We start from the raw sequence: 20,997 nt of genomic DNA on the forward strand, positions 1-20,997 counted from the left end.
AAGTCCCGGTTCAACGAAAATAACGGTGCGCCCGTGCCTAGTTGTAAGAGCTTTGTGTAGCAATCCAGCGCAACACCGCTTCAAACTCCTGACGCGCACTGCCCCGGCTACCGCTCTCGTTTATGCGCCTGCTCTGCCTCCTCCTGATTGCCTGCTGCACCCTGCTGGGCTCCGCCGCCCACGCCGCCCGCCCCCTCAACCGGGTCGAGCAGGTGCAGCTAACCTCACCGGTTAGCGGCGCGCACCTGAGTGCCCTGATGCAGCTGCCCACCGGCACCGGGCCCTTCGCGGCGGCCGTGCTGCTGCCCGAGCGGGGCTCCGACGCGCACGCCCTCTCGGCCGACAACCTGCTGCTGACTAACATTGCCGACCAACTGGTAAGCCAGGGCGTGATTGTGCTGCGCCTGCACGAACGTGGCAACAACGGCTCCGAGGGCACCACTCCAGCCACCACGCTGGCCGAGCGTGCCGACGATGCCATTGCGGCGCTCAACTTTTTGCGCACCCAGCCCCAGGTTGATGTGACGCGGCTGGGCCTGATTGGGCACGGCGAAGGCGCCAACGTGGCGCTGCTGGCCGCCTCGCTCCCACTCGCTCCTACCTATGTGGTGGCCGTGGCCGCCGCCGGACTCACGGGCAGCGAGCTGCTGGCCAACCAGCCCGTGATGTACGGCAAAGTGCTGGGCCGCGACACCCTGGAAGCGCATCAGCAGCACACCTACCGGCTGGCCGAAACCACGGCCCAAACCGAAGCCGCCAAGCTGCGGGCCGCCGGCTCGAACTCCGCCCAGGTGCAAACTTACCTCGACCAGCAGCGCCTGCGCCTGAAAGCAACCCAGCGCCGCGACCAGGAAGCCCGCGTGAAGCACCAGCGCGCCATGCTCGAAATTGTGCGCCAGACGCCCGACAACGCCCAAGCCCACGCCATCCTCAGCAACATGCTGCGCCAGCGCTACCCCGCCATGGCACCGGCCGACGTGCAGGCCAGCGTGCAGGCCTTTACCACCCCCGCTTACCGCAGCTACCTGTCGTTCGACCCGCTGCCAACCCTGGCGCAGGTACATTGCCCCGTGCTGCTGCTGCAGGGCGACGACGACACCGAAGTGAACCCCGCCGCCAACCTGAGCCTGCTCAAAAAAGGCCTGAAAGCCAATACGCGAGTAACTGAATTGCGCCTGCCGGGCCTCAATCACGCGCTGCAAATCACGAAGGAAACCGCTGGTTTCGAAACGCCCCTCTCGCCCAGCGCGCTGGTCGATATCCAGCGCTGGCTGAGCGCGCAGCGGTAGCCGCCGCGTCGGGCTGGGTTTGGTCAGCCAAGCTGGCACTGTTACAACGCGCTTGGTAATTTGTGAGTAAGTACTCAAGCAAAAGTAACCGTCATGCAGAGCGCAGCGAAGCATCTCGCTAGCATTGTCAAACGATTGATTTACTGCTGCACGCGAGATGCTTCGCTGCGCTCTGCATGACGTGCTTTTACTCGTTTACTTTTGAACGAGCACTTACCATGCAGGACGTGTAGAAACAAAAAGAACGTCATGCTCAGCATGACGTTCACTTATTTTGCCGTTCAACTATTCAGCTGAAGTCGGAAAGGCCGCCTAGTTGTGGCCGCCGTGTTGAGGCTCCAGCATCTCTTCCACAATCTTTTTGTTGAAGGCGGGAATGTCCTCCGGCTTGCGGCTGGTGATGAGGCCGTGGTCGCACACCACTTCCGAATCTTCCCAGTGGGCACCGGCATTCTTGAGGTCGGTATGCAGGCTGGGCCAGCTGGTTACGCGCTTGCCGCGCACCACATCGGCTTCCACCAGCAGCCAGGGGCCGTGGCAGATGGCGGCCACCACCTTGCCCGAACCGGCAAACTGCTTCACGAAGCTCACCACGTCTTTGTCCATGCGCAGGATGTCGGGGTTCATCTGGCCACCGGGCAGCACCAGGGCGTCGTAGTCGGCCGGCTGCACGTCGGTAATAACCTTGTCAACGTCAACTTTATCGCCCCAGTCCTTGCTGGGGCCATCCCAGCCCTTGATGGAGCCGCTTTTGAGGGAGATGACGTGGGTTTCGGCCCCCTCGCCTTCGAGGTATTTCTTGGGTTCGTCGAGTTCGGACTGCTCGAAGCCGTCGGTGGCAATAATGGCAATTTTCTTGCCCTTGAGTTTGTCGCTGCTGAAGATGCTCATGGCGTTTTGGAAAGATGGAAGTGTGACGCCGGAAGGATGCCCGGCTGCTAGGGTTTACGCCCGGGAAGGCCGCAGGTTTGATAAGATTAGGGCTCACAAGCTGCCAGCCTGATAAGCAGAGCCCTGACGGTCTATTGCACGCAGCAAATTCTGGCAGTCGGCCCCGGGCCGGAATTTGGCCATTATAGTGCGCGAGTAGCCGAGTTGGCCTGGGCTGCTTGGCCTGGCAAAGCACCTTTGGATATTCGCCGACTTTGAATCGGCTTCCCCCTGCTGCTGGCTGTCCACCTTCCCACCATCCGTTCTCTGGGTTGCCCCGCTTGCCGGGGCTAATGCTGCCTACACTTCTGGGGCTGTTGACTTTTAGGGTCCAGGCTCATCTCGTTTCCAACTCGATGGTATTACGAAAGGTGCACCCGGCCGGCATAGTCGCCGAGCTGCGCGCTTACCTCACCAGCCTATCCGGCCCCCGAGCCACTGCGGCTACCCAAGGCGTGACGGTGCGATAAGGACTGACAAGCAGCGTTTTTCGCAGACAAGCGGGCCGCCTTCGCTTGGGACCAGCGTTGTCGCTCCGCTACCCGTGGTCGGCCGGCAGGCGACTTTGGCCGACTTCTTACCGCCAGTGGCCGAGTTGGCCCGCATCGGAATAAGCCAGCACGCACATTTGACTACTTCCACCTTATTTATTCTATACCCGCCATGCTCAATACTGCTCCCGCCCGCCGTTCCTCATTGCTACTTCCGCGCCTGCTGGGGCTCACGCTGCTCGGCCTGCTTGGCCTGCTGGTGGCCCACGCCGGATAATACCTGAGACAAATCACCCGGCTAATGAAGGCCGGGGCAGCAAGCCAAAAATCAACTAGGATTCCGAAAAGCAAGCCTCACCTACTAATTTGGGTGGGGCTTGCTTTTTGTTTTGCATCCTACAGTACCGGCACCGATTTCGTTTTCACGGCAAATGTGGTATCGTCCATGTCGGTGTACCGAACCAGGACGAAGCCTTTTTTGCTGGGGTCTATTTCAATGGGCTTTGCTTCGGCCTCCCACTGGTTGCAGTGGGTGGCAAAGGGTTCCACCAGGGGTTGCCACTGACCGGCGCGGTAGGTGTACACGAAGTAATTCATCCAGCAGCTGGTGAACCAATCCGGCAGCAGGCCGATTTCGTCGCTGCCGTCGCCGTTCAAATCGCCCAGATTGGTGGGCACGCCGCCGATGCAATTCTCTCTGGTAATGGCCGGGAAAAGTGCCTTCGAGAACCGCAGGTAGCTGGTGCATTCGCCCTTGCATTCCATTTCATCCACTACTTCGGGCGCCACCAGCCACACGTATTCGGTGGTGCCGTCGCCGTCGAAGTCGCCCTTCACTGCGCCTTTGGGCAGCTTGGACGCCGGCACTTGCGGGCGGGGCTGGCTGGGAACGGCAGCTCTCTCATTCGGGCCCGAGCCCGGCTTACCAGGGGTGGCAGTAGGCTTATCAGCAGTAGTTTGCGGCTGGCAGCCCGTCCACAAGCTAAGGCTGAGGCTTGAAGCCAGAAGGAGCAATACGGTTTGTTTCATAGCAGAAAAAGAAGGTATCCGGCAAAATTGCTACCCAGCGGCCAATACAGCCATAACCTGTAGCCCCCCACCAAGAGGCGCTACTGCTCCATCGCCTGCACTTCCTAAACGCCCATCACTGGTTTTCGGGAACCACACGGGTCCGGCCGGGCGCTCACTTCTGCGCATTCAGCCCCGCCACTAGCCGCTGCATCTGGTGCTGCAGAAATGGCGAAGGCGCATCGAGCCCGGTGGCGAAGTTGTAGCGCACCACCACGAGGTCGGCATCCTTGGCGAAGCGGTTGAGGTAGACGGGCACGAAGCGAAACAGCGTCAGCACCTCGTAGCTCTCGTACACGAGGTAGGTGCGCAGCCGACGATTATGATGCAGTCGTTCACTTTTGGGCAAGTCGAAGTAGCCGGTCAGTGGCGAGGAGTTAAAGGCGAACACCTTCTCGATACGCGGGCTCACCAGCGCCGCGTGCTGGGCCAGCCCGCCACCCAACGAATGGCCGGCGGCGAAAATCCGTACCTGCCCGCCATAAGCCGAGTCGATTTTGGCCACCACGGCCGGCGTGAGCGCGCGGGTCTGCTCGTACTGGTCCCAGAGCCAGGGGTTGTTGGTCAGCGGGCGCGTGTTGGCCACCCAGTCGGCGAATTCCAGGTAGTTGGTACCCCGAAACACCAGCACCGCCAACGGTGGCGCCCCAGCTGGGGTCTGTACCCAAACATCGTACACCAGGCCGCCAGCAGTCAATTTTCCTTCCACCGGGGCCGATGAGTAGCCCACGGACAAGGGCCGCCAGCCGCGCCGGGCCAGCTCGCGCCGCTCCACGGCATACTTAACGGTGTCCTGGCGGTAATCAGGGCGGTGACCAGTGACTTTTGCGCCCGAATACACAATAGCGCTCAACATGGCCATGTCGCTTACCAGCTGATAGTCGATATCGTCCAAGTCGGCCGTTAGCTGGCCCTGCGCCATTTGGGCGGGCGTGCGGTGGTATTGCGTGCCTTTGATGCCGACCACCACGTCTTCGGGACGCTGGCAGCCGGCAAGCAGTAGCATTCCCAACCACACAATAGCACACGTTTCCCTAATCAGCAATCGACTTGGCAGGTAAGCAAAAGGTATAAGCCGGGCTCGCATTGTTGATTATCAGTATCCCTAACTCAGCAGCAGGCCCTGCGCCGTGAAGCGCCGGTAAATGCCGGCCAGAATCTCGCTTTTCGTGAGCTGCTCCTGCCGGATGTTGGTAATCCAGAACAGCACTTTCAGCTCGTAAAGCTGAGCATTGATGCTGCTGAGCAGGATTTCGGGGGGCAGGCTGTGCAGGGTGTAGGGGCTGGCCTTCACTTCCTCCTCAATCAGCTGGCGGGCGGTTTGCAGGTCGGTTTGCAAGTCGGTGCCAGGGGCGAGCTTAAGAACGAGGTCGACGCGGATGTGGTCGTTGGTGCGCGTCCAGTTAATGACGTGTTGCGAGAGCAAGTCGCCGTTGGGCAGGATAATTTCGGAGCCTGTGAGCGAGGTGAGCTTGCTGGAACGGATGCCAATGTCGAGCACCCGGCCCGACTTGCCGGCCACTTCGATGAAGTCGCCGACGTGGAAAGGCCGCTCGAAAATCAGGATAATGCCGGAAACCAGGTTGTTGACAATGCTTTGCAGGCCCAGGCCAATGCCCACGCTGAGCGCCCCGAATACGATAGCAATTTTACTGAGCGGCAAGCCGGTAGCCGCCGTGGCCAGCGCGAAACCCACTACCACCAGCAGCAGCCGCAGCGCCACCAGCCACGAGCCCCGGTGCCGCGCTTCGGCGCTGGCATCTTCGCCCACATCGCCAAAAAAGTAGCCGATGTACTGCTGCAGTTGCGCCGACACGAACAGGATAAAGAAGAACAGCAGGATGTTGCCGAGCGTGAACTCGGTGCTGCCCAGCGTGTGCGGCGCCGTGAGCACCTGCCCTATGCCAGCGTAGAGCGTGGAATACAGGTTGAGGTTGGAGGTGAATACCAGTAGCCACAGGGCCGCCGACACGCCCGTAAGCAGGCGCAGTAGGTGTTTCTCAATCTTGTCGAAATCGAAAGAAGCCTGGCCCCCATTGCCCGAGCGGGTACCGAGAATCTGCAGGTGAAACGCTTCGGTAAATAGCTCGACAAACACCGCCAGCCCAATGCCCTGCGTGAGCCCGAAAATGGCCGCCGTGCCGAACATCTTGGCCAAGCTCAGCCGCCCAAACACGTTGCAGACCACCGCCAGCACGTTCAGCCCAATAAATAACCACATGACGGGGATGAGGAAGCGCAGCAGCTTCATGGTCTCGCGCAGGCGCAGGAGCAGCAGCGCGCCCAGGCCGGCGGCCAGCACGTTCAGCACCAACAGGCCCCAGCGGGCACCCAGGCCGGTGGCGGCGTTGGCATTGGTGATGGACAGAACCACCACAAACACCACCAGCCCCAACCAATACCGAAACAACGGCCGCGCCCAGCTACGCGCAAACACGGCCGTAAGGGCCACCAGCAACAGCACCTGCAGCAGGGCCAGGTACACGGGCGGCGGGTGCAGCTCCAGGGCCGGCGCCAGGCTAAACACCACCACGCTGGTAGCTGCCAGGGGCCCCGGCCGCAGGTAGCGGAAGTCCTCTTCCAGCGCCAGCGTGCGCTTTTGCACCCGGCGGTAGTTGAAGCTGACCCAGCCGTAGAACACCAGCCCAATCAGGCCCATAAAGGCCCAGTTGTCCCAATTGTTGGCGAAGTAGAAGTTGATGATTTCGCGCCGGTCGGCTGCGGCGTGGTCGGCATCGACGAGGGAAGACTGCGCAGTGTGCGCGGCCCATAGCGGCGGGAAGGCCGCTTTGATGGTGGTGCGGCCGAAGCGGCGCATCTGGTCGCCCACCTCGTCCTGCAATTCCAGCGTCTGAATATAGCTGGCCGCCACCTGCGTTTGCAGCTGCCGGGTGCTTTCAAACCGCTTGGCCAACAGCCCACCAATGAGTTGCTGCCGCAGCTGCAGGGCCGAGTCGGCGTGCGCCAGGGCCCGGGCCGCGACATCGGTCGCTGCGGGCCGAATGGGTGGGTGCGCCAGGCCAGTGAGCCGGGCCTGCATGCCTTCGAGTTCCTCGTGGGCCCCGCCCAGGGCCGTGCGCCATTCCGCCAGCTGCTCCTGAATGTTCACGAGCATGAGCTGGCACATCTGCAGCTGCTTGATGTCGACCACCTGGCCGGTTTCCGCCACGCTGTGCCGAATGGCGTGCAGGTTTTCCTCGATGGCAGGCAACTCCTCGGCTACTTCGCGCGAGTCGAATACGTTGCGCACCTGCCCCGAAATGCCGCTCAGCGTGGTGTAGGCCACTTCGAGGCGGTGGGCGTCGTCGTGGGTCACGGTATCGGGGGCGGCGGGCCGGGCGCGGGATGGCTGAGCTGTGGCACTGGCGGCTATCAGCCCGGCCAGCAACAGCAGAACCAGCCGGCGCAGCCAGGCCGGGTTGGTAAAACAGGCAACCGGACTGGCAAGGTCCGGCGAGGTATTCGGAGCGGGCATGAAAAGGTTTTAGGCCGGAAAAGTACGCGCAAACCCAACAGGCCCGAACGCCTCCTCGCTGAACGGGAGCATTGCATCGACCGGGGCTACCGCAACCGATGGCGCGGGGAGCGCCCCACGCAACCAAACTCCTACTTTTGCCCCGGCACTTTTGCAACGCCATCATTCCTCCCGCGTCTGTCTCCGCAATGAAAATAAAACGACTATTGCCCCTGCTGCTGCTCGGTGCCCTGGCCGAGCCGACCCTGGCCCAAACCACTTCCCTGTACCAGCCGCGCGACATAAAGGCCGCCTTCGCCAAAGGCACCCGCAGCCCCGACGGCCGCCCCGGCCCCAAGTACTGGCAGAACCGCGCCCGCTACGACATCACGGTGCAGGCTGCGCCGCCGGCCCGTGACATTCGCGGCCGCGAAACCATCACCTATTTCAACAACAGCCCCGACACGTTGCGGCAGGTGGTGATGCGCCTCATCATGAACATTCACCGGCCCGGCGTGTCGCGCGACGGGGATGCTTCGCCCGACTACCTCACCACCGGGCTGGTGGTCGATACGCTGCAGGTAGCCGGCCAAACCCGTCCCATGCCGGCCGGCCAGGGCCTCGGCACCGTGCAGAACGTGCGCCTGGCCCGCCCGCTCGCCCCGCACGATTCGGTAAAATTTGCCGTGTCCTGGCACTTTCCCATCTCCAAGGAAAGCGGCCGCGAGGGCATGATTGACCCCACCACCTACTTCCTGGCCTACTTCTACCCCCGCATTGCGGTGTACGATGACTACGCCGGCTGGGACCGGGTGCCCTTCGTGGACAGCAAGGAGTTCTACAACGACTTCAACGACTACACCCTGCGCGTGCAGGCGCCGGCCAACTACGTTGTGTGGGCCACCGGCACCCTGCAAAACCCCAAGCAGGTGCTGCAGCCAGCCGCGGCCAAGCGCCTTGACAAATCCATGACCAGTGATGCCGTAATTCACGTCGCTACCGCCGCCGATTTGGCTAAGAAGAACATCACCGCGCAGCAGCCCCTGAACACCTGGGTCTGGACCGCGAAAGACATCTCCGACGTCACCTTCGGCGTGAGCGACCATTACGTGTGGGACGCCGCCAGCGTGGTTGTGGATGCCAAAGCCAAGCGTCGCGCCAGCGTGCAGGCCGCCTATGCCGACTCCACGGTCGATTTCCGGCAGTCGGTGAAGAACGCGCAGTATGCGCTGGGCTGGTTTTCGAACCCCAATAACTGGCCCGGTGTGGCTTACCCTTTCCCCAAGATGACGGCTTTCCAGGGCTTTGCCGACATGGAATACCCGATGATGGTGAACGACAGCCCGCAGAAGGACCCCAAGTTTGCGCAGTTTGTGCAGGACCACGAAATCGCGCACACCTACTTCCCCTTCTACATGGGCATCAACGAAAGCCGCTACGCCTACATGGACGAGGGCTGGGCCACCACGTTCGAGCTGCTCATCGGGCGCACCGAAAATGGTAAGGAAGCCGCCGACAACCTCTACAAGATGTTTCGGGTGAACCGCTGGATTCACGACGCCGCCACGGCGCAGGACCTGCCCATCATCACGCCGAGCAGCGAGCTGAAGGCCGGCTACGGCAACAACGCCTACGGCAAGCCCTCCCTCAGCTACCTGGCCCTGAAAGACATGCTCGGCGATGCGCTGTTTAAGAAGGCCCTGCACGAGTACATGGACCGTTGGCACGGCAAACACCCCATTCCGTGGGACTACTTCAACTCGATGAGCAGCGCCAGCGGCCAGGACCTGACCTGGTTCTTCAACAACTGGTTTTTCACCAACGGCTACATTGATTTGGCGGTGTTCGGTTTTGCCGGCAATGGCGTCACCGTCCAAAACTTCGGCGGTTTCGCCGTGCCGTTCGATGTGATGGTGGAGTATACAGACGGCAGCAAAGCTACTCTGCACCAAACGCCTGCCGTATGGAAAACCGACCCGCGGCAAGCCTACATTTCACTACCCAAAACTCCAAAAGCTGTGACAATACAAGGCGGCATCTTCATGGACGCCAACGAGGAGAATAACACCTGGACGCAGCGGTAGCTGCGGCAGGCGCTCTGTGCGCCGGAGCAGGTCGTGTGTAACAACTCAACGACAATTTCCTGATAAAACCAAACCAATAGCGGAATCCTGGTCGTAAGTTGTGCCGCAAAGCCCCTCGTTTATAATAAGGCGAGGGGCTTTTGCTTACCTCGTTAATGGCCCGCGTATGCTCTTAATTCTCCTCTTTTTAGCCGTCGTGCTGCTCACGTATTCAAACGGCGCCAACGACAACTTTAAGGGGGTGGCCACGCTGTGGGGCAGCGGCACCCTGGCCTACAACCCGGCGCTGCTGCTGGCCACTGTTTCTACGTTTGCCGGCTCGGTGTGCTCGTACTTCTTTGCCGAGCAGCTGATTAAGAATTTTTCGGGCAAGGGGCTGGTGCCCGATGAGATTATTGGGTCGGCGGCGTTTGTGCTGGCAGTGGCGTTGGCGGCGGGCATCACGGTGCTGCTGGCCACGCGCTACGGCTTTCCCATTTCAACTACGCACGGCCTGGTGGGCGCCCTGGTGGGAGCCGGCTTAGTGGCCATGGGCACGGCGGTAAACTTCTCGAAGCTGGGCAGCACCTTCTTCCTGCCCCTGATTCTGGGACCGGTGCTGGCCGTGGGGCTGGGCAGCCTGGTGTACGTGTTGTTCCGGCAAGGGCGCAAGGCCGCCGGCATCAGCGAAGAATCGTGCGTGTGCGTGGGCAACACCTGGGTACCGGTGGCCTCGGCGCCCACCGCCGCCTTCACGGCGCTGCCCACGCTGCAGGCCGGCGTGGCCACCCAGGCCGAGTGCCAGAGCCTCTACCAGGGCACCTTTTTGGGCATAAATTTCCAGCCCCTCATCAACAACCTGCACTACGCCAGTGCCGCTGCCATGAGCTTCGCCCGGGGCCTGAACGATACGCCGAAACTGCTGGGCCTGCTGCTGGTGTGCAAGTTCTTCGCCATGCCCGTCAACGTCCTGATTCTGGCCGTGGCCATGGCCATTGGCGGCTTGCTCAACGCCCGCAAAGTAGCCGACACCATGAGCAAGAAGATTTCCAAGCTCAACCACGGCCAGGGCTTCACGGCCAACCTCATCACCAGCCTGCTGGTGATTGTGGCCAGCAAGTTTGGCCTGCCGGTGTCCACCACGCACGTTTCGGTGGGCAGCATCTACGGCATCGGCTTGGTCAATGGCACGGCCAACTCCCGGGAAATCGCCAAGATTGGCTTGTCGTGGTTGTTAACTTTGCCGGTGGCGGCCCTGCTGAGCGCGGGTTTCTATTTTGCTTTTCGCACCCTGGGCCGGTGATGAGGTAGAGACGCAACATGTTGCGTCTCGTCGTTGAACGACCAGCACCGCACCGAACTGCTCCGAACCACACAACACCGCGCAAAACCGCGCAAAACCGCGCAGATTAATCACCATCAGCGGCGACGAGACGCAAAATATTGCGTCTCGTCGCCGTTATCACAAATACCCACTAGTGAAAAAGGTCCTGTTCCTCCTACTCGCCACTTTTCTACCGCTGCTCACCTTTGCCCAGCTCACAACCAGCGCATTTGAAGGCACGGTTGTGAGCAAAACCGGCGAAGGCATACCGGGCGCCACGGTGGTGCTGACGCATGTGCCAACGGGCACCCGCAGCGGCACGCAGTCGGACCCCAGCGGCAAGTTCTTCCTGAACAATCTCAAGCCCGGCGGCCCCTACCAGGTGCAGGTGAGTTTTGTGGGCTACGCGCCGCAGGTGCAGGAAAACCTGTATTTGAGCCTGGGCAAGGTGGCCCGGCAAACCTTTTCGCTGGTGGAAACGGCCACCGAGCTGGCCGGCGTGCAGGTCACGGCCAACAAAAGCGACCCCTTCACGACCGACAAAAACGGCCAGGCTTACCACCTGGGCCAGACGGCCATCCAGAACACGCCCACGGTGAACCGCAGCCTCGGCGACCTCACCAAGCTGATGCCGCAAGGCAACAAGAACTCCTTTGGCGGCTCCAACTACCGCTTCAACAACCTGAGCATCGACGGCATGGCCACCAACGACGTGCTGGGGTTTCAGGAGCCGGCCAGCGGGGCGGCGGGCACGGTAGCGGCAGGTACGCCCGGCGCGCTGGCCGGCACCCAGCCCATTTCTATTGATGCCATTGACGAGATTTCGGTGGTGCTGTCGCCCTTCAACGTCACGCTGGGCAACTTCACGGGCGCCAACATCAACGCCGTAACCAAGGGCGGCACCAACCGGGTGGCCGGCAGCGTGTACAGCTACGCCCGCAACCAGGCCATCACGGGCAAGAGCGTGGACGGCCTGCGCACACCCATCGAGAACTACTACGACATCCAGTCGGGCGCCAGCCTGGGCGGGCCTATTATTAAAAACAAGCTGTTTTTCTTCGGCAACTACGAGCTGCAGCGCCGCGAGGAGCCGGTGTCGTTCGCGCCCGGCACGCCCGGCGCCAACGTGCCGGCAGCCGTGGCCCAGCAAGTGAGCGACTTTCTGAAGGCGCAGTACGGCTACGACCCCGGCACGTTTGGCGAAGCTGCCCTGAAGCGCAACAGCGACAAATTTCTGCTGCGCCTCGACTACAACCTCTCCGAAAAGCACCGCCTCACGCTGCGCGACAACTACGTGACCGGCTTTGCCGACAACCTCGAACGCTCGCCTACGGTGCTCAACTACGGCAACCAGGGCTTTCGCCACAACAGCCGCACCAACAGCCTGGTGGCCGAGTTGAAAAGCACGCTCAGCAACCAGGTTTCCAACCAGCTGATTGTCGGCTTCAACACCGTGAACGAAAACCGGAGCTACGACAACCGCCTGTTCCCGCACCTCGAAATCAACTACAACGCTTCCACCATCATCTATGCGGGCACCTACCGTGAGGCCGCCATTTTCGGCTCCAGCCTGAACACCACGCAGATTACCGACAACCTCACGATTTTCAAGGACAAGCACACGCTCACCTTCGGCACCTCCAACGAGCTGAACAACATCGAATACCGCTTCCTCACGGCCTTCAACGGCCGCTGGCAGTATTCCTCGGTGGATGCGTTTCTGGCCAACCGCCCCAACCGCGTGCGCGGCGTGTACAACACCGAAAACAACGACGCGGCCTTCAACAAAAATGAGCCGTCGGCTGATTATCGGGTGCTGCTGCTGAGCGCCTACGCCCAGGACGACTATCGCGTGACCAACCGCCTGAACGTGCAATTGGGCCTGCGCCTCGACATGCAGCTGCACCCCGACAAGGTGCCCGTGAACCCCGCCGTGTTCAAGAACCCGCAGTTTGCGCAGTACCAGAACAAGTTTGGCGGCGTGCCGCAGTTCAACCCGCGCCTGAGCTTCAACTACCAGCTGAACGAGGCCAACACCATGCAGGTGCGCGGCGGCTCGGGGCTGTTCACGGGCCGAATTCCCTTTGTGTGGTACGCCTACGCGCACTACATCTCGGGCAACCGCTACAACAACATCGACTACAAGCCCACTGGCGTGCTGCGCATTGCCGAAGATTTGTCGACCCTGCAGTCGGTGCAGCCCGGCATTGCCGAAATCAACCTGATTGACAACGACTTCAAGCTGCCCCGCGACTGGAAGTCTACACTGGCGTTCGACGTGAAGCTGCCCCGCGATTTCACCTTCACGGCCGAGGGCCTGTTCTCGAAAGTGGTGAGCGGCATGCTGTTTCAGAGCATCAATTTCAAGGATGCCAAGTCCACGTTTGCCGGCGCCGACCAGCGGCCCTACTTCACCAACACCGGCAACGCGGCCAAAATCGACCCGGCCTTCACCAACGTGTTTGTGATGAGCAACACCAACCAAGGCTACAACTACAACGCCACCTTCACGCTCAATAAGCGCATCCAGGACCACTTGGAGGCCTCGGCCGGCTACAGCTACGGCCAGAGCAAGGACATCGTGAACGGCGTGCGCGTGTCGCCGGCCGCCAACTACGAGTGGAACCAGTCGCTGGTGGCCAACAGCCCCGCCCTGGCCTACTCCAACTTCGACCTGCGCCACAAGTTCATCGGCAACGTGTACTACAACCTGAACCTGAAGAAGGTGAACCTCGGCGCCAGCCTTGTGTACATCGCGCGTTCGGGCAGTCCGTTCTCGTTTGTGTACGAAGGCGACGTGAATCGCGACGGCTCGGCCAAAAACGACCTGCTTTTCATCCCGGCCAAGCGCGAAGACATCGTGCTGGCTGATATTACGGGCAGCGCGCCCGTTTCGGCTCAGCAGCAGTACGAGCAGCTCGACGCCTACATCAATAACAACGAATACCTCGCCGGGCGCCGCGGCAGCTACGCCGAGCGCAACGCCGCCCGCACGCCCTGGACCCAGCAGCTCGACCTGCGCCTGACGGCCAAGCTGCCCCTCACGCAGGCCGGTACCCAGCGCCTGGAAATCACGCTCGACGTGCTCAACCTCGGCAACCTCCTGAACAATGAATGGGGTCGTCAATACTTCGTGCCCAACATCAATAACTCGGGCTACGCCCTGCTCGATTTCCTGCGCATCGAGAACAACAAGCCGGTTTACCAGTTCAAAAACCCCACCGGCACGCCCTGGCAAACCGACCCCATCAGCTCGCGCTGGCAGGGGCAGCTGGGCCTGCGCTACTCGTTTAATTAGGAGCTGTGGCGGGCCGCCAATATTGCAAAGTTCTTAGAACGTCATGCTGCGCTCAGCATGACGTTCTTTCTTACGAACCAACTTATTCTTCCCCTCCGGCCCCTCGCCGCTGTTTCTTCAGTTGCTGGCGCACTTCCTTTACGCGGTCGTCGAATCCGTCGGGGTCGTAGCTCACGTCTTCCACGTCGAGGTCGTCGAGCAGGTCCATCATGGCGTTGCCGTGGTCGGTGCGGGTGCCGGCGGGCATGGTCACGTAGGCCATTTCCGACCACAGCAGGGCCAGCAGGCGCAGTCCGTCTTCGCTGCGCATCTGCAGCTCCAGCACCAGGCTGGAGTTGTCGAAGTGAATGAGCTGGCTCAGGATGCGCACCATGACGCCCTGCTTGGCCGGCTTGAGGTAGCTGATGTGGTGCTTGGTGATAACCCAGGCCGCGTTTTGTTCGCGGGCCAGCTGGCCCATGTTCAGGTCGTAGTGCTCGGTGGTGTGGTCTTCGCGGGCGTTAAGAAAGTAGTCGAAGTAGCGGACGTTGTTGAGGTGGCCCAGCATGTCGCAGTCCTGGAAGTGGACGCGGTAGGTGGTTTCGGGCGTTTGGGTGAGCTTGGGCATAGGTAGCACACAGCTTTTGCTGCGAATTGTAGGGCGCAGCCTTTGCTGCGCCGGCGTTGAAACGAAAAAGTCGAGCAAAGAAACAGCCCACCCGCGTGCTACGCCCGGCGCAGCAAAGGCTGCGCCCCACTAACTACTCGGCACGCCTAACACTTTGCGGAAAAATTCTTACCTTTTACCGCCCGATGCCGCATAGGCTGCGTGCTCCTTTTTCCGCACCGCATGTTCTCGCTTAATCCCACCCGCTCCGCTGTTCTCCAGGCCTTGGCCGACACCTTTGTTCCCGCCCTGTCAGAGGGCATCCCAGCCGGTTCGGCTGGCCTTAACTTGGAGAAGCTCGAAGAAGCCATTCGGGAGCAGCCGGCCGGCGCGCAGGCCGAGTTCAGCCAGCTGCTCGACTTAATGGAGAAGCCACTGCTGGGCCTGACGTGGTTTGGGCCGCTGAAGCCTTTCCGCAAGCTCGATGCCGCGCAGCGCGAGCAGCTGCTGCAAAGCTGGGCCGCCAGCAACGTGCCGCAGCTGCGCAAGGGCTTTCAGGCGCTGCGCAAGCTGTGCACGCTGCTTTACTACGGCGGCAGCATGAGCGAAGTGCCGGCTGCCTGGGGCCACCTCGGCTACCCTGGCCCCGACGAGCGGCCCGTGGATACCCCCAGGCCCATTCAAACCCTGAAACCTGATGCCGACACCACCTACGACTGCGACGTGCTGGTGATTGGCTCGGGCGCGGGCGGTGGCGTGGTAGCTGGCGAGCTGGCTGCGGCGGGCCACAACGTACTGGTCATCGAAAAAGGCCCTTACTGCCACGGCTGCGACTTTACCCAGCGCGAAGTCGACATGCTGGGCACGCTTTACGACGCCAAGGGCACGCTCTCGACGCAGGACGGCGGCATCGGCATTCTGGCTGGCTCCTGCCTGGGCGGCGGCACCACCGTGAACTGGGCCGGCGCCTTCCGCACCCCCGATTACGTGCTGCAGGAATGGGCCCGCGAGCACAACGCGCCCCATTTCACCACCCTGGAGTTCAAGGAAAGCATCAACGCCGTGGCCCGCACCATCGGAGTGAACACCAACTACACCCGCCACAACGGCCAGAACCAAGCCCTGTGGGACGGCTCGACCAAGCTGGGCCAGGAAGTGAAGCTGATTCCGCGCAACGAAAAGGGCCTGACCGATTCGGACAGCCATTTTCGCAGCCTGGGCTACTCCACGCTGGGCGACGCCCACGGCATCAAACAGGGCACGCTCAACACCTACCTGCTCACGGCCTTTGAGCACGGCGCGCGTATTCTGGCCGATGCCAAGGTGGAGCGCGTGACCATTGCCGAAGGCCGCGCTACCGGCGCCGAGGCCGTGCACCGCACCCACGATGGCCGCGAGGTGCGCATTACGGTGCGGGCCCGGCGGGTGGTGGTGGCCGGCGGGGCCATTCAGACGCCGGCGCTGCTGCTGCGCTCGGGCCTGAAGCACCCGCACCTGGGCCAGCACCTGCACCTGCACCCCACCGTGATTGTGGCCGGCCGCTACCCGCAGGCCATGGACTCGTGGCACGGCCCGAGCATGAGCGTGGTAAACGACACCTACACCATGCTGCACGGCACCAACTTCGGCGCTAAGCTCGAAACGCCGCCCACCCACCCCGGCCTGCTGAGCATGGTGCTGCCGTGGCGCTCGGGCAAGCAGCACCACGAAATGATGCGCGACGCCAGCCACCTGGGCTCGTTCATCGTGCTCACCCGCGACCGCGAAGGCGGCCGCGTGAGCATCGACAAAAACGGCGCGCCGCTGATTGACTACGTGCTGTCGGAGTTCGACCGCGCCAACATGCTCGAGGGCGTGCGCGCCGCGGCTCACATCCACGCGGCAGCAGGGGCCCATACCATTTACCTGCCCCACGGCACGCTGCCTACGCTCAAAGTTGAAGATGGCCGGATTATTAACTCTGCCCTGCTCGACCAACTGCCCCACCTGGGCTGGAAACCCAACCAGTTCGGCCTCTACAGCGCCCACCAGATGAGCACCTGCCGCATGGGCGGCGATGCGGCCACGCACCCGCTCAAGCTCAACGGCGAAACCGTGGAGGTACAGAACCTCTTCGTAGCCGACGGCTCGGCTTTTCCGGCGTGCAGCGGCGTCAACCCCATGCTCACCATTATGGCCCTGGCCCACTTTATGGCACAGGGAATGAAAGCGGCTTTCCCGGTGAAAGCCCACGCCGTGGCGGTGTAGCGTGGCCGTACCCGGAGGGACTCCGCGAGTCCGCGCATGCCCAGAACTATTTAGCCCCTTTGCCCCGGCGCGGACTCACAGACTCCACGCTACATTCGCCGCTATGCAACGCCCGCCACTGCCCTGTCTGCTATTGCTGCCGCTGCTAGCGGTGCTGCTGTTTGGCAACTGCGGCGTGCTGCAGAAGGCCCTCACGCAACGCACGGCCTACCAATTGCTCGGCGACGACTTCGAGCCGACCCAGCTCACGCAGCTACGGGCGGCGCTACAATTTGCCCAGCAGCAGCGGCAGGCGTACCAGCCAGGCACTTCCCAACCCGCCGCCGCCCGCCGGGCCGAACTGAGGCGTATTGAGGCAGGAGTTCAGGCCCAGCTGGCCCTTTTTATGACGGCGAAGCAGCGCCGGTTGTTCCGGCGGCACCGGGCAAAGATTGAGCGGCGTCTCGGGTTTACACCTGCTCGTTCTGTGCTTCAGATAATCCCGGACAATTAAAAACAGCCATTTGGTAGCTTTGTGGGCACTTTCTACGTACTGAGGGGCCGCACCTGCATCCAACCAATGAAAACGCGCTTCCTTCCAGCTCTTCTGCTCCTAACCGCCAGCTGCTCTATTTTCCACCGCAACAAGCCGACCCCAGTGGTCGAAACCGTGCGCACCGAAAGCTCGCCGGCGCCGCCCACCGCCGCCCGCGACCTCGCCGATGTGATGAGCACTGAACTCCGGCTCACTCCCGACCAGACCGCCCGCGTACGTAGCGTCCTCAACGGTACCCTAAAGGAATCGAACACGGCCAAGGAAAAGCTGCCCGCTCAGTCGCCCCAACTCATGGCCGAGCTCAAGCGCATCAATATCAGCTCGCAAAAAGAGTTGCGCACCGTAATTGGCCCCGAGAAATTCAAGCTATTGCAAACCAGAGGCGTGCAACAGAAGATTGCCGCCAACATGCAGCAGAAGCAGTAGCGGCAATAGGGGCCGGAACCAGTGGGGCTGGCACAACCGCCTCTCAGTGCCGCCGGTCGTATTCGCGGACGGGCTCCCACAATCCCTCGTAGCGGCCAATGCGGCGGACTTCGGCCGCCGAGCCAGGGGCCAGCCGGAAGAAAGCGGGATGCCCGGCACGCCGGTCGAGGCGCACGGTGCCGGGGGCCAGCACACCCAGGCGCAGGGTATCGTTGCCCAGGCGCTGCCAGACCAGATGGCGGCCCGAAATTTCCAGCCGTTGCACCAACCAGTTGTTGGTGCTGTCGAAAGAAGTATTCAAATAATAATGGCCTTGAAAACGCCGCAGCCGGCCGGTCTCTGGTTTTGCACAGTTGAAAATGGTATCACACTCCAACCAGCTGTCGCGCACCGAGTCGCGCCCAACCCGGTGCAGGTAATGCAGCACACCTTCCTGCTGATACGTGCTATCGGCGCGCAGGCCCTTTCCCTTCCCGGCCAGTTCCCGCCGGCTACGCAACAGGCTGTGCAGGTCCTGCTGCCACACGGTCGTAGGGCCAATACACAGCGACTCAGTGGAGTCGGCGGCCGTGTACACGCCCTGGTGCCGAGGCGGGAAAGCAGTCAAATCCGAACGGGTGGCCGGAAAGGGCTGAGCAAAATCCACCAACCATATCCGTTCGATTTGGATATCGTCGCAACCGCCCAGCAGCAGGGCACCCATACTCACTCCCAGCGCGCGTAACCAGCTCAGTGTTCCCATGCCATTGTATGCCGGCAGGGCACAAAAGGTAACCTCCAGGGGCCGCCACCAACGCTGGCTATCGCACCCTGGCCCGCCGCAACACCCGCGCAAACAGGCCCGGAGCCAGCCGCTTGAGCAGGACGGCCCAGGTTTCGCGGCCCCCAATGGCTACCTCGTCGCGCTCCTGGATTAGGGCACGCACGGCCCGGCGGGCAAACTCGGCTGGGGCCAGGCCGTTGGCGGTGGCTTCGTCCATCTGGCCCAGGGCACGGCCGTCGCCGGTCAGCGCATTCACCGACACGCCGGTATGAATAAAGCCGGGGCAGATGATGCTCACGCCCACGCCGCTGCCGTGCAGTTCGGCGCGCAGCGAATCGAAAAACCCGTGCAGCGCATGCTTGGCCGCCGAGTACGCGCTGCGGTACGGCGTACCAAACTTGCCCACCAGGCTACTGATGACCACCAGCCGGCCGCCGCCCTGCGCCAGCATGCCCGGCAACGCGGCTTTGCTCAGGGCCACCGGGCCGAAGTAGTCTACTTCCATCAGGCGGCGGTCGACAGCCAGCGAGGTTTCCAGGGCTAGGCTGCGCTGGCTAATGCCGCCGTTGTTGATGAGCACATCAAGCCGGCCAAAATGCGCCTGCACGGCCGCCACAGCTGCGTCGAAGGTGTCGGGCGCCGCCAAATCCAGCGGCAGCACCAGCGTTTCGGCCGGCGCGCAGGCGGTGGCTACTTGGTGCAGCGCCACCTCGTTTCGGGCCGACAGCACCAGCCGGGCGCCCTGCCCGGCCAGCTCCCGCGCCAGCGCCTCGCCAATGCCGGCCGAAGCCCCGGTAATCCAGACAACTTTTCCGCGAAACTCCATGCTACAGGTACTTCACCAGCAGCTCGACCAGCTTTTTCACCTTGGGGGTGTAGGGCGGGTACATGGCCTTGATGCCGGTGAAGCCCACGCGCTGCCGCATCACGCCTTTCTCGTTGCTGAATGCCAGGAAACCCGAATGCCCGTGGGCTTTGCCCAGGCCCGAGTTGCCCACGCCGCCCGTGGGCAGCTCGGGGTGTGCAAAATGCAGCACGGTCTCGTTTACGCCTGCGCCGCCCGCCGACATGTTCTCAAGCAAATAGCGGCGGTTTTCGGCGTTGGTGCTGAACACGTACTGCGCCAGCGGCTTGAGCCGGGCGTTAACGTAAGCCGCCGTTTCGCTCAGTTTTTTGAAGGTGAGCACGGGCAGCAACGGCCCAAAAATCTCTTCTTCCAGCACGCGGGCCGAAGCCGGCACGTTGGTCAGAATAGTGGGTTCGATGTAGTTCTGGCTGGCATCGACGGTACCGCCCACGGCCACCGTGGCGCCCTTGGTTTGCGCATCTTCGAGCAGGCCGGCCAGGCGAGCAAAGTGGTGCTCGTTCACGATGCGAGCCAGGGAATCCGACGCTTCAATACCTGCGCCGCTGGGGTTGTAGGCGCGCTCGATGGCGGCTTTTAGCTCCTGCACCAGCGCCGGCTGCACGCTTTCGTGCACCAGCAGGTAGTCGGGCGCCACGCAGGTCTGGCCGTTGTTGAGAAACTTGCCCCACACAATTTTCTCGGCTGCGTCGCGCAGGTTGGCAGTTTCATCTACCACGGTGGGGTTTTTGCCACCCAGCTCCAGCGTGAGGCCGCAGAGGTGCTCGGCGGCGGCGCGCATCACAATCTTGCCCACTTCGGGGCTGCCGGTGAAGAAAATATGGTCCCAGGGCAGCCTGAGCAGGTCGGTGGCCACTTCCTTGCCGCCTTGCAGCAGCAGCACCTCGTCGGGCCGGAACAGGTCTTCGCAGAGCTTTTGCAGCAGGGCCGATGTGGCCGGTGTTTGTTCGGCCGGCTTAATAACCACGGCGTTGCCAGCCGCAATGGCCGAAATCAATGGTCCTACCGCCAGGTAAAACGGGTAGTTCCAGGGCGAGATAATCAGCACCACGCCCTTGGGCTCGACCTGCACCCACGAGCGGGTGCCCAGCAGGGCCATACTTACGCCCACCGACCGCGGAGCCATCCACTTTTTCAGGTGCTTGCTGGTGTGCTTGAGCTCGACCAGCGAGGTCCAGATTTCGGTAAGGTCCGTTTCGGCGGTGGGCTTGCGGAAGTCAGCCAGCAAGGCCTGCTGAATATCCGTCCGGTGCGCATGCAGCCAGTTGCTGAGTTTAGCCAGCCGGGCCCGGCGCTCACTCACGCCCTCGCTGCGCAGCAGAGGTGCGCGTTGCCGCAAGGCATCAAACTGGCCCTGAAAAGGATTGAGCGTGGGGACTGCAAGGGCCTGGGCGGGCGCGGCAACAAGTGGCGAAGCGGGTGGTTGCATGGGTGGCAAGGCTAGGAAGGCGGGCACCGAAGCCGGCCTGCCAGAAAGATACGCGGCTTGCACAGCATTTTGTCGGCTCAGTCGTCAACCTCAGGGCACTTGGCTTGTTACCCAGTGCATCCACTTCGCGCGGTTGGTGTTACCTTTGCGGCCTTGTTCGCAGATTCCGCCCCCGCTAGCTGATTCCGTTGCTATCCCGGCCCACCGCATTTTCGCCCGCGGCGGGCTC

15 protein-coding genes are annotated in these 20,997 nt (G+C 62.1%); 7 read left to right on the top strand and 8 right to left on the bottom strand.

Annotated features, from left to right (window positions below; genetic code table 11):
- Positions 1-122: 122 nt before the first annotated feature.
- Positions 123-1,289 carry an alpha/beta hydrolase family protein gene (locus ABD837_RS24580; protein ID WP_345059892.1) on the top strand — a complete coding sequence of 389 codons (1,167 nt, stop codon included), beginning with the start codon at positions 123-125 and terminating at the stop codon, positions 1,287-1,289.
- Between the two features lie 312 nt (positions 1,290-1,601).
- On the opposite strand, the gene ABD837_RS24585 is transcribed toward ABD837_RS24580, so the two are convergent.
- The 4 genes from ABD837_RS24585 to ABD837_RS24600 form a co-directional block, all read right to left on the bottom strand.
- On the bottom strand, positions 1,602-2,180 hold the full coding sequence (locus ABD837_RS24585; protein WP_345059895.1) for a type 1 glutamine amidotransferase domain-containing protein: 579 nt from the start codon (positions 2,178-2,180) through the stop codon (positions 1,602-1,604).
- Between the two features lie 926 nt (positions 2,181-3,106).
- On the bottom strand, positions 3,107-3,739 hold the full coding sequence (locus ABD837_RS24590) for a hypothetical protein (protein WP_345059897.1): 633 nt from the start codon (positions 3,737-3,739) through the stop codon (positions 3,107-3,109).
- Positions 3,740-3,893: 154 nt separating this feature from the next.
- Positions 3,894-4,784: a Tle-like phospholipase domain-containing protein gene (locus ABD837_RS24595; protein WP_345059900.1), complete on the bottom strand. Its 891-nt coding sequence runs from the start codon at positions 4,782-4,784 to the stop codon at positions 3,894-3,896.
- Between the two features lie 99 nt (positions 4,785-4,883).
- Positions 4,884-7,253 (bottom strand): mechanosensitive ion channel family protein, encoded by a 2,370-nt coding sequence (locus tag ABD837_RS24600; RefSeq protein ID WP_345059903.1) that lies wholly within the window; start codon positions 7,251-7,253, stop codon positions 4,884-4,886.
- Between the two features lie 188 nt (positions 7,254-7,441).
- Here ABD837_RS24600 and ABD837_RS24605 point away from each other — a divergent pair, with 188 nt between their 5' ends.
- From ABD837_RS24605 to ABD837_RS24615, 3 genes are all read left to right on the top strand, one after another.
- Positions 7,442-9,316, top strand: a complete 1,875-nt coding sequence (locus tag ABD837_RS24605) for a M1 family metallopeptidase (RefSeq protein WP_345059906.1) — start codon at positions 7,442-7,444, stop codon at positions 9,314-9,316.
- Positions 9,317-9,482: 166 nt separating this feature from the next.
- Positions 9,483-10,598, top strand: a complete 1,116-nt coding sequence (locus ABD837_RS24610) for an inorganic phosphate transporter (protein ID WP_345059909.1) — start codon at positions 9,483-9,485, stop codon at positions 10,596-10,598.
- 175 nt (positions 10,599-10,773) lie between these two features.
- Positions 10,774-13,917, top strand: coding sequence for a TonB-dependent receptor (locus tag ABD837_RS24615; RefSeq protein ID WP_345059912.1), 3,144 nt, complete (start codon positions 10,774-10,776; stop codon positions 13,915-13,917).
- A gap of 82 nt (positions 13,918-13,999) precedes the next feature.
- Here the strand turns inward: ABD837_RS24615 and ABD837_RS24620 are convergent, their stop codons facing one another.
- Entirely contained in the window at positions 14,000-14,524 is a 525-nt protein-coding gene (locus ABD837_RS24620) for an acyl-CoA thioesterase (protein WP_345059915.1), read from the bottom strand.
- 222 nt (positions 14,525-14,746) lie between these two features.
- Here ABD837_RS24620 and ABD837_RS24625 point away from each other — a divergent pair, with 222 nt between their 5' ends.
- From ABD837_RS24625 to ABD837_RS24635, 3 genes are all read left to right on the top strand, one after another.
- Positions 14,747-16,750, top strand: coding sequence for an FAD-dependent oxidoreductase (locus tag ABD837_RS24625; RefSeq protein WP_345059918.1), 2,004 nt, complete (start codon positions 14,747-14,749; stop codon positions 16,748-16,750).
- A gap of 103 nt (positions 16,751-16,853) precedes the next feature.
- Entirely contained in the window at positions 16,854-17,243 is a 390-nt protein-coding gene (locus ABD837_RS24630; protein WP_345059921.1) for a hypothetical protein, read from the top strand.
- A gap of 66 nt (positions 17,244-17,309) precedes the next feature.
- Positions 17,310-17,711: a hypothetical protein gene (locus ABD837_RS24635; protein WP_345059924.1), complete on the top strand. Its 402-nt coding sequence runs from the start codon at positions 17,310-17,312 to the stop codon at positions 17,709-17,711.
- A gap of 43 nt (positions 17,712-17,754) precedes the next feature.
- Here ABD837_RS24635 and ABD837_RS24640 read toward each other — a convergent pair whose 3' ends face one another.
- Genes ABD837_RS24640 through ABD837_RS24650 form a run of 3 tightly spaced genes read right to left on the bottom strand, consistent with a single transcriptional unit; the run spans position 17,755 to position 20,768 of the window.
- On the bottom strand, positions 17,755-18,453 hold the full coding sequence (locus ABD837_RS24640; RefSeq protein ID WP_345059927.1) for a hypothetical protein: 699 nt from the start codon (positions 18,451-18,453) through the stop codon (positions 17,755-17,757).
- 58 nt (positions 18,454-18,511) lie between these two features.
- Positions 18,512-19,300 carry an SDR family oxidoreductase gene (locus ABD837_RS24645; protein WP_345059929.1) on the bottom strand — a complete coding sequence of 263 codons (789 nt, stop codon included), beginning with the start codon at positions 19,298-19,300 and terminating at the stop codon, positions 18,512-18,514.
- 1 nt (position 19,301) lies between these two features.
- The gene (locus ABD837_RS24650) at positions 19,302-20,768 is read right to left on the bottom strand and encodes an aldehyde dehydrogenase family protein (protein WP_345059931.1); all 1,467 of its coding nucleotides are present in this window, start codon (positions 20,766-20,768) and stop codon (positions 19,302-19,304) included.
- Between the last annotated feature and the right edge of the window lie 229 nt (positions 20,769-20,997).

The sequence above is a fragment of the Hymenobacter glaciei genome (assembly GCF_039539585.1).
Lineage (GTDB): Bacteria > Bacteroidota > Bacteroidia > Cytophagales > Hymenobacteraceae > Hymenobacter > Hymenobacter glaciei.

Excerpts from the sequence above, each read along its gene's own strand:
- ABD837_RS24580 (WP_345059892.1), top strand. The coding sequence starts at position 123 with ATGCGCCTGCTCTGCCTCCTCCTGATTGCCTGCTGCACCCTGCTGGGC.
- ABD837_RS24585 (WP_345059895.1), bottom strand. The coding sequence starts at position 2,180 with ATGAGCATCTTCAGCAGCGACAAACTCAAGGGCAAGAAAATTGCCATT.
- ABD837_RS24590 (WP_345059897.1), bottom strand. The coding sequence starts at position 3,739 with ATGAAACAAACCGTATTGCTCCTTCTGGCTTCAAGCCTCAGCCTTAGC.
- ABD837_RS24595 (WP_345059900.1), bottom strand. The coding sequence starts at position 4,784 with ATGCTACTGCTTGCCGGCTGCCAGCGTCCCGAAGACGTGGTGGTCGGC.
- ABD837_RS24600 (WP_345059903.1), bottom strand. The coding sequence starts at position 7,253 with ATGCCCGCTCCGAATACCTCGCCGGACCTTGCCAGTCCGGTTGCCTGT.
- ABD837_RS24605 (WP_345059906.1), top strand. The coding sequence starts at position 7,442 with ATGAAAATAAAACGACTATTGCCCCTGCTGCTGCTCGGTGCCCTGGCC.
- ABD837_RS24610 (WP_345059909.1), top strand. The coding sequence starts at position 9,483 with ATGCTCTTAATTCTCCTCTTTTTAGCCGTCGTGCTGCTCACGTATTCA.
- ABD837_RS24620 (WP_345059915.1), bottom strand. The coding sequence starts at position 14,524 with ATGCCCAAGCTCACCCAAACGCCCGAAACCACCTACCGCGTCCACTTC.
- ABD837_RS24625 (WP_345059918.1), top strand. The coding sequence starts at position 14,747 with ATGTTCTCGCTTAATCCCACCCGCTCCGCTGTTCTCCAGGCCTTGGCC.
- ABD837_RS24630 (WP_345059921.1), top strand. The coding sequence starts at position 16,854 with ATGCAACGCCCGCCACTGCCCTGTCTGCTATTGCTGCCGCTGCTAGCG.
- ABD837_RS24635 (WP_345059924.1), top strand. The coding sequence starts at position 17,310 with ATGAAAACGCGCTTCCTTCCAGCTCTTCTGCTCCTAACCGCCAGCTGC.
- ABD837_RS24640 (WP_345059927.1), bottom strand. The coding sequence starts at position 18,453 with ATGGGAACACTGAGCTGGTTACGCGCGCTGGGAGTGAGTATGGGTGCC.
- ABD837_RS24645 (WP_345059929.1), bottom strand. The coding sequence starts at position 19,300 with ATGGAGTTTCGCGGAAAAGTTGTCTGGATTACCGGGGCTTCGGCCGGC.
- ABD837_RS24650 (WP_345059931.1), bottom strand. The coding sequence starts at position 20,768 with ATGCAACCACCCGCTTCGCCACTTGTTGCCGCGCCCGCCCAGGCCCTT.